Origin of the sequence: Vibrio sp. HENC-03, assembly GCF_000305755.2 — a bacterium.
Taxonomy (GTDB): Bacteria; Pseudomonadota; Gammaproteobacteria; order Enterobacterales; family Vibrionaceae; genus Vibrio; species Vibrio owensii.
On sequence record NZ_JH976122.1, the window covers coordinates 372,211 to 379,019 of the forward strand.

General features: G+C 45.5%; 6 protein-coding genes. 2 read left to right on the forward strand and 4 right to left on the reverse strand.

Going from position 1 to position 6,809, the window contains the following annotated elements; translation table 11 throughout:
• The first annotated feature begins 79 nt into the window (after positions 1 to 79).
• Entirely contained in the window at positions 80 to 1,210 is a 1,131-nt protein-coding gene (locus tag VCHENC03_RS13515) for a GGDEF domain-containing protein (protein WP_009705935.1), read from the forward strand.
• Positions 1,211 to 1,253: 43 nt separating this feature from the next.
• On the opposite strand, the gene VCHENC03_RS13510 is transcribed toward VCHENC03_RS13515, so the two are convergent.
• The 4 genes from VCHENC03_RS13510 to VCHENC03_RS13495 all read right to left on the reverse strand — a co-directional run bounded on the left by VCHENC03_RS13510 (position 1,254) and on the right by VCHENC03_RS13495 (position 5,419).
• Entirely contained in the window at positions 1,254 to 2,024 is a 771-nt protein-coding gene (locus tag VCHENC03_RS13510) for a hypothetical protein (RefSeq protein WP_009705936.1), read from the reverse strand.
• 27 nt (positions 2,025 to 2,051) lie between these two features.
• On the reverse strand, positions 2,052 to 2,726 hold the full coding sequence (locus VCHENC03_RS13505) for a GntR family transcriptional regulator (RefSeq protein ID WP_005439897.1): 675 nt from the start codon (positions 2,724 to 2,726) through the stop codon (positions 2,052 to 2,054).
• 140 nt (positions 2,727 to 2,866) lie between these two features.
• Positions 2,867 to 4,399, reverse strand: coding sequence for an aldehyde dehydrogenase (NADP(+)) (locus tag VCHENC03_RS13500; RefSeq protein ID WP_009705937.1), 1,533 nt, complete (start codon positions 4,397 to 4,399; stop codon positions 2,867 to 2,869).
• An 18-nt stretch (positions 4,400 to 4,417) separates the two neighbouring features.
• Complete coding sequence (locus VCHENC03_RS13495) at positions 4,418 to 5,419, reverse strand: 4-hydroxyproline epimerase (RefSeq protein ID WP_009705938.1); 1,002 nt, start codon at positions 5,417 to 5,419, stop codon at positions 4,418 to 4,420.
• Between the two features lie 110 nt (positions 5,420 to 5,529).
• Between VCHENC03_RS13495 and VCHENC03_RS13490 the strand changes: the two genes are divergently transcribed.
• Complete coding sequence (locus VCHENC03_RS13490) at positions 5,530 to 6,786, forward strand: NAD(P)/FAD-dependent oxidoreductase (protein ID WP_009705939.1); 1,257 nt, start codon at positions 5,530 to 5,532, stop codon at positions 6,784 to 6,786.
• Positions 6,787 to 6,809: the final 23 nt, after the last annotated feature.

A 6,809-nucleotide genomic window follows, 5' to 3' on the forward strand; every position in this document is an offset into this window, starting at 1 on the left:
TTTGATTATAAGGGCTATCAACTTTAAATAACATGGGGTACTATTCCCCACAAGAAATAGTGTTAATACATGAATAGTTATGTCTGATAATGAACTGATCATTTTTCCTTGGAATCACAATTTTGAGACAGGGATTAAAAAGGTCGATGAACAACATTACCATCTCTTTTTATTGGTAAATAAATTAGCCAATACGTTGATTTATGATGATCAAATAGAAGTTGACGGTGTGTTTAGTGAATTAAAAGACTACGCTCAATACCACTTCTCTTTTGAAGAAAGCATCTGGAACGAACACTTTTTCGATGATGTTTGGAATGATGATCACAAGAAAAGTCATGCGTCGTTTGTCAACGAAGTCATCAAGATTCAATCTGAATCTAAAACCCTCAACTGGCAAGAATCTATCGAACATATTCTGCAGTTCTTAATTCGTTGGCTCGTATTCCATATCATCGGCGATGACAAGAAAATGAGTGTCGCGTTGAAAGAGTTGGAATCTACCGATTCTTTAGAGACAGCAAAAGTGAACGCGGTAGATACACTGCAGGGTATCAACGGTTTAGTCGCAGATACCGTTCTCAAAATGTATTTTGAAGTGTCTACTCAATCCATTGAGCTTGTTAGAGAAAAACATCGTCGCTTTGTGGCAGAGAAAGAGTTGAGATGTCTCAACAAAAAGCTGCAAGAACTTGCGATAACGGATGAACTATCGGGTTTATATAACCGTAGATACTTCAACATAATGACGCCAGATATTCTTTCCAAAGCGCAAGCAGGAAAGCAAACTGTCAGCTTTATTTCTATTGATTTAGATTATTTCAAGCAGCTTAATGACGAGCTTGGTCACCTAAAGGGTGATGAGGCCATCACCAAGGTTGGGGCGTTATTATCTTCGCAATTCAATGGTATTGATGAAATCGCTTTTCGAATGGGTGGGGAAGAGTTTTTGATTGTGCTTGTTGACTCAGAGCATGAACATTGCGTTGAGCGCGCAGAGTCACTGAGAGAATCGATCTCTAAACTTTCAATCCTATGCGAAAATAATGCTCACACCCATTTATTAACCAGTTCTATTGGCGTATTTAGCCAGCGAGCAGAATCATGCTCAGATATTCGCTATTTCTTGGATAAAGTCGACCAATGCTTATATAAAGCCAAATTGAGCGGCAGAAATACCGTAATCGCAGAGTCTATATTAACGATTTAATTTAAACTGCGGCTAAGGGAATAACTTAAATCAGGTTGTTTTGCTAACTCATCGTTTTGTTAGTGAATTGAGCAACCTGTTTTAATAAGTCGCCGTCAATGTCAGGCAACCCATCAGAGAAGAAAATCTGTGTTCCTGGAGTGCAACGCATTAATACGTTGGTGAGTTCTCCATCATCATTAGAAGTATTGATTGCATTGAGCTTGACTAGCTTGTTGTAAACTTCTTCTTCTAGTTGTTGGCGCTGTGCGTTGGTCAAGCGAATACGACCGACACAAATACCCGGATTTACCTCGTGAGATAGGGATTCTTTTTGGAAGCGTTCACGAAATAGTGAGTCGAGCTCAGAGCCTTCTTCCATCAAAAAGCGTCGCCCAGAACGGTAGAACAGCCCATCACCAAAATTTTCAACATAACCTAGCATTTCCGCTATACGCAGATAAAAACGCAGACTGGTTTCTGATAACTCGTAGGTTTTCGCAATGTCTTGCGGGTCGAGGTTACGAGACGTCACCATATAGATAAAGTCGAGAAGGTAGGGGTGTTCAAGAAATAACGCGCTTTGCTCCTCTGTCAGCATTTGTTCGTTCTCATGCTGAAGCTGATTAGCGAGGTTGGCTAGCTCAATAAGATCGGTGTTTAGATAGTTGAGATAGACAAGGATTTTATCCAAGCCTAAAGAAGGATTATGAAGGTGGCGTTTGATACTCGACAAGGGAATACCGCTTTTCTCCGACAAAGAGCTGTAGCACAGCCCTTCATCTTTGACCTTTTGTCGCAGCGCCGCTAATAGAAATTTAGGTCCGACATTCATTTCTTAACACCACCTTAACTGCTGAGCTTATTTTGATGTGTTCTGTTGTTCCAACAACAAGTTACGAATGGCGGTACCAGCTTCCAAAATGTGTTTTTTCAGCAGATACTTAGCGCCGTCCACATCGCGGTTTTGACACATTTCGAACAAGGTCAAATGCTCTTGCTCTGCCTTTTGAATGCCCGTCGTGAACAGCAGTTGCATGCGAATGTAGCGGTCGCACTTAGTGTTGAGGCTGTAAATCACATCCATGGTTTCTGGCATGTTTGCAGGGGCATACAGCGCTTTATGGAATTCGTAGTTGTAGTTGCTCCATTCTTCTACTTCATCGCCGCTGTTGACTACCGCTTCAAAACGTTCGCGGACTTCACGTGCTCGTTCGAGATCCTCGTCAGTCATGTTCTGAATCGCACGCTCTAAAATGTGGCATTCCACTACGGCGCGCAGTTCGAACAACTCGTCGATTTTATCTGGAGAGAGCTCAGTTACTGTTGCCCCTTTATGAGGCTCAAAGCTCACTAATCCTTGTGCTTCCAATTGCACTAACGCTTCACGAACGGGAATGCGGCTAACATTAAACTCTTTTGCCAATGCGTCCTGACGTAAAGGTTGACCAGTTTTTAACTCGCCCTTAAGGATCTGAGTTCGAATCGCTTCCTCAACCAGTTGAGTGCGGGTCTTAAAAACAGGTTTTTGTGACATTGAAGTCTCCCGTCAAAAATAAATATTGTATCCAATTTCTTTAGTTTATTGTTTTTCTGGATTAAGCCAACTGCAAGCGAAGGTTTTGAGATGTGGCGTGAAATAAAAGGCACCAACTGGTGCCTTTTTGAGCCAATGACTTAACTGTGAGCTGCTTTGCCATCTACTGCGCGCGCGATCTCCAATGGATTCTCTGCTTTTAACGAATCGGGCAGTAAGCTTTCTGGTAACGCTTGATAAGCCACCGGACGTAGCCAGCGATGAATAGCTTCTGCACCAACGGAAGTCGAAGCCGAATTGGTTGATGCTGGATATGGACCGCCATGCACCATGGCATAACCGACTTCTACGCCTGTCGGCCAACCATTAAATACCAGTCGTCCGGCAATCTCTTCCAAACGAGGTATGAACTGCGATACTTGTGGGTAATCTTCTTGCGTTGCATGAATTGTCGCGGTTAGCGAGCCTGCCAGCGTTTCACTGAGCGAAAGCATATCTGCCACATCTTCACAAACGACGATCAACGATTGTGGACCAAAAATCTCTTCTTCCCACGCAGGATGTTTGCGCCAGTTTTTACTGCTTGTAACAAAGAGAGCCGAGGCAACACAAGGGGACTCCGCTTGAGAAAAAGTGACGTCAATTCCGTCGTCAGAGCCTCGGCTGATGACCTGTGATTGGTAACTATCACGGATTCCAGGAGTAAGTAGAGTAGAAGGAGATTGCTGTCGAATAAGGGCTTGCGCGGTTTCGATAAACGCTTGTGTTTCCGGTGTGTTCAGCGCAAACACTACGCCAGGTTTCGTACAAAATTGTCCACATCCCATGGTCATTGAAGCAACAAATTGCTCCGCTAAGTCGGCTTTGGCTCTCATTGCAGAAGGGAAAATAAACGTCGGGTTAATCGCACCAAGTTCACCATAGAACGGGATTGGCTCAGGTCGCTGCTGCGCTAGGTTGAACAGGGCGCGTCCACCGCCAACCGAACCAGTAAAGCCCACCGCTTTTATTTCAGGATGGCTGACCAGAGCTTGTCCTAAAGCACGCTGATTTCCTTGCAGCAAGGTGAAAATCGCTTGTGGTAACTGCTCTTGTTTCAGCGCTTGCTCGATACACTCTGCAACGATTTGGCTTGTACCTGGGTGCGCAGTATGACCTTTTACAATCACCGGGCATCCTGCCGCTAGAGCAGAAGCAGTATCTCCACCAGCAGCAGAGAAAGCCAACGGAAAGTTGGATGCACCAAATACCGCGACAGGACCAAGTGCAATTTGCTGGCAACGAATATCTGGCTTAGGTAGCGGGGCTCGAGTTGGGTCTGGCGTATCAAGAATGACTTTGTGATAACTGCCAGAATTGACTACGTCAGCGAATAAGCGAAGTTGATTAGCTGTGCGAGCGATTTCTCCTGTCAGACGTGTTTCGGAAAGCGCCGTTTCTAAATGGGCTCGGGCGATAATGTCATCACTTCTTGCCTCTAATTCACTGGCAATCGTGCGAAGCAGGCTAGCGCGCTTGCTGTTACTTAAGCGACGAAAATCACGCGAGACTTTTGCAGCTGCAGTAGCGGCTTGATTGACCTCAACTTCCGTGTGAACAGGAAATGCAGGGGGAAGCGTTTCACCGGTAAAGGCGTTAGTAGCGTAAAAAACGTTGTCGGTTTGCGGGTTCATTGTGATTCCTTACTGTCCTTATTTCACTTCAAATCCATACGCGTATGGGTCTTCGTCATCCACCCAAATGGTGTTGTGTCCATACACTTGCGCCCAACCTTCAATGCTAGGCAAAATAGCTGCTCGCCCGTTCACTTCAGTGACGCCTTCAATACGTCCGTTAAACAGGCTGCCGATAATACTTTCGTGGACAAAGTCCTCACCTTGTTTGAGTTTGCCTTTGGCATGCCACTGCGCCATACGGGCACTGGTGCCTGTGCCGCAAGGGGAGCGGTCGAGGGCTTTGTCGCCATAAAACACTGCGTTGCGAGCGGTTGCGTTTTCATGAGTAGGGCTACCCGTCCAAAGTACGTGAGAGACACCACACACGGTTGGATCGTCTGGGTGCACACATTCCACCGCTTTTGAAACGGCTTCACGAACTCGGGGGGAGAGCATCAAAATCTCATCAGGTGAGTAGTGCTCAAGACCGGCATAGTTGGTTTGTGGGTCGACAATCACGTAGTAGTTGCCTCCATAGGAAACATCGACAGTGATTTCTCCCAGTCCTTCTACTTCAACAGTGACATCTTGGTGGGCAAGGTAAGCAGGAACGTTAAAGATCTTAACTGACGTGACCTTGTCACCTTTTGTTTGGTAGTGCACTTCGATTTGTCCAGCAGGGACGTCAAGGATCAAACGACCTTCTTCCTTTGGTGTGATCAGCCGATTTTCAATTGCTGTGGTGACCGTACCTATCGTGCCATGCCCACACATAGGTAAACAGCCGCTGGTTTCGATAAACAAAATCGAGGCATCAGCATTGTCATTACAAGGCGGTAAAACAACAGAACCTGACATCATGGAGTGACCACGAGGTTCAAACATCAATGCCTGACGAATCCAATCATAGTGTTCCAAGAAATATTGGCGCTTCTCACTCATGGTATTGCCCTTAAGCGGAGGAACACCGCCTGCCACTAATCGGACAGGGTTGCCACAGGTGTGGGCATCGATACAGAAAAAGGTTCCTTGTCTCATTTTTCGCTCCTTGCTGAAAAAATGGGTTGAATCGAATGGGCTTAATGTTATCGTGATGTAAAATATATTGTATACAATCTGCTTTTTCAAATGTGACTTGGAGCATATTCATGTTGGTCAAGGAAGAAACTGGAAATCAAAATATAGCGATAGTAGGCGCGGGGATCATCGGCTTGGCAATTGGCTTAAAATTGCAACAACAAGGGTATCAGGTGACGTTATTCGACCCGAATGGCGTGGGAAATGGTTGCTCGAAAGGGAACGCTGGGCACATAGCCACTGAGCAAGTTTTTCCTCTCGCAACACCGGGTCTTATTCCTCAGTTACCTAAGATGCTATTGAACCCCAAAAGTCCGGTTTCTATCCGATGGCAAGATCTCCCTTCCACCATGGGTTGGATGCTTCGATTCTTATCAAAAGCCAAACCATCGTCGACAGAACCTTCGACCAACGCTATCAAGAGTCTCAATTCAAGAGCAGTGAAAAGTTGGCAACAGCTGCTCGATTCCATCGAGAAAAAAGACCTGATCAAAATGGATGGCTCGTTATTGACCTTTGAAAGCGAGCGGCTGTTCGCACGTTATCAAAGTACGTTGGAAGAGCTAGAAAAACATGGTGTGAAGTATCAAGTTTGGACGCAGAAAACCATCCGTGAACAGCTTCCCGAGCTTAGTCGCCAGGTTCGCCATGGTGTGTTTTTTCCTGAGACGGGACATACGTTAGACCCTTACTCAATCTGCGTTGAGCTCTATGATGCCTTTGAGAAGCAGGGAGGAACCATTGTTAATAAAACGATTGATGCTCTAAGTAAATCGGGGCAAGTGTCGGTGGAATCAAGTCAATATTCATTCGACCGTATCATTGTTGCTGCCGGGGTACATTCCAAGCCTTTAGTGAAGCAATTAACTGGTATCACAGTGCCCATTCAAGCCGAGCGAGGGTACCACTTAATGATGGATGATAAACGGCAAGCGCTGCCGTTTCCGATCAGCTCTGCCGACCGAAAATTCATCATGACGCCAATGGCGAGTGGGCTGCGTTTAGCGGGAACCGTGGAGTATGCGCACGTAGAATCTCCCCCGAATATGAAGCGTGCCGAGATGTTATATCAGCAAGGCGATGCAATGTTCGAAAGTGGATTAAACCCGCTCAAGCAACAAGAAAAGTGGATGGGAAATCGACCTTCAACAGTGGATTCGTTACCTGTGATTGACCAGATTTGTGAAGGAAAAGTGCTGCTGGCATTTGGGCATCAGCATCTTGGATTAACCCAAGCTGCAATCACCGCCGATCTCATTATGGAGCTTGTTGAAGGTAAAAGCCCATCGGTTGATCTTTCACCATTTACGCTAAAGCGATTCGCTTAAAAATTTTAAGATTAAATATTGTA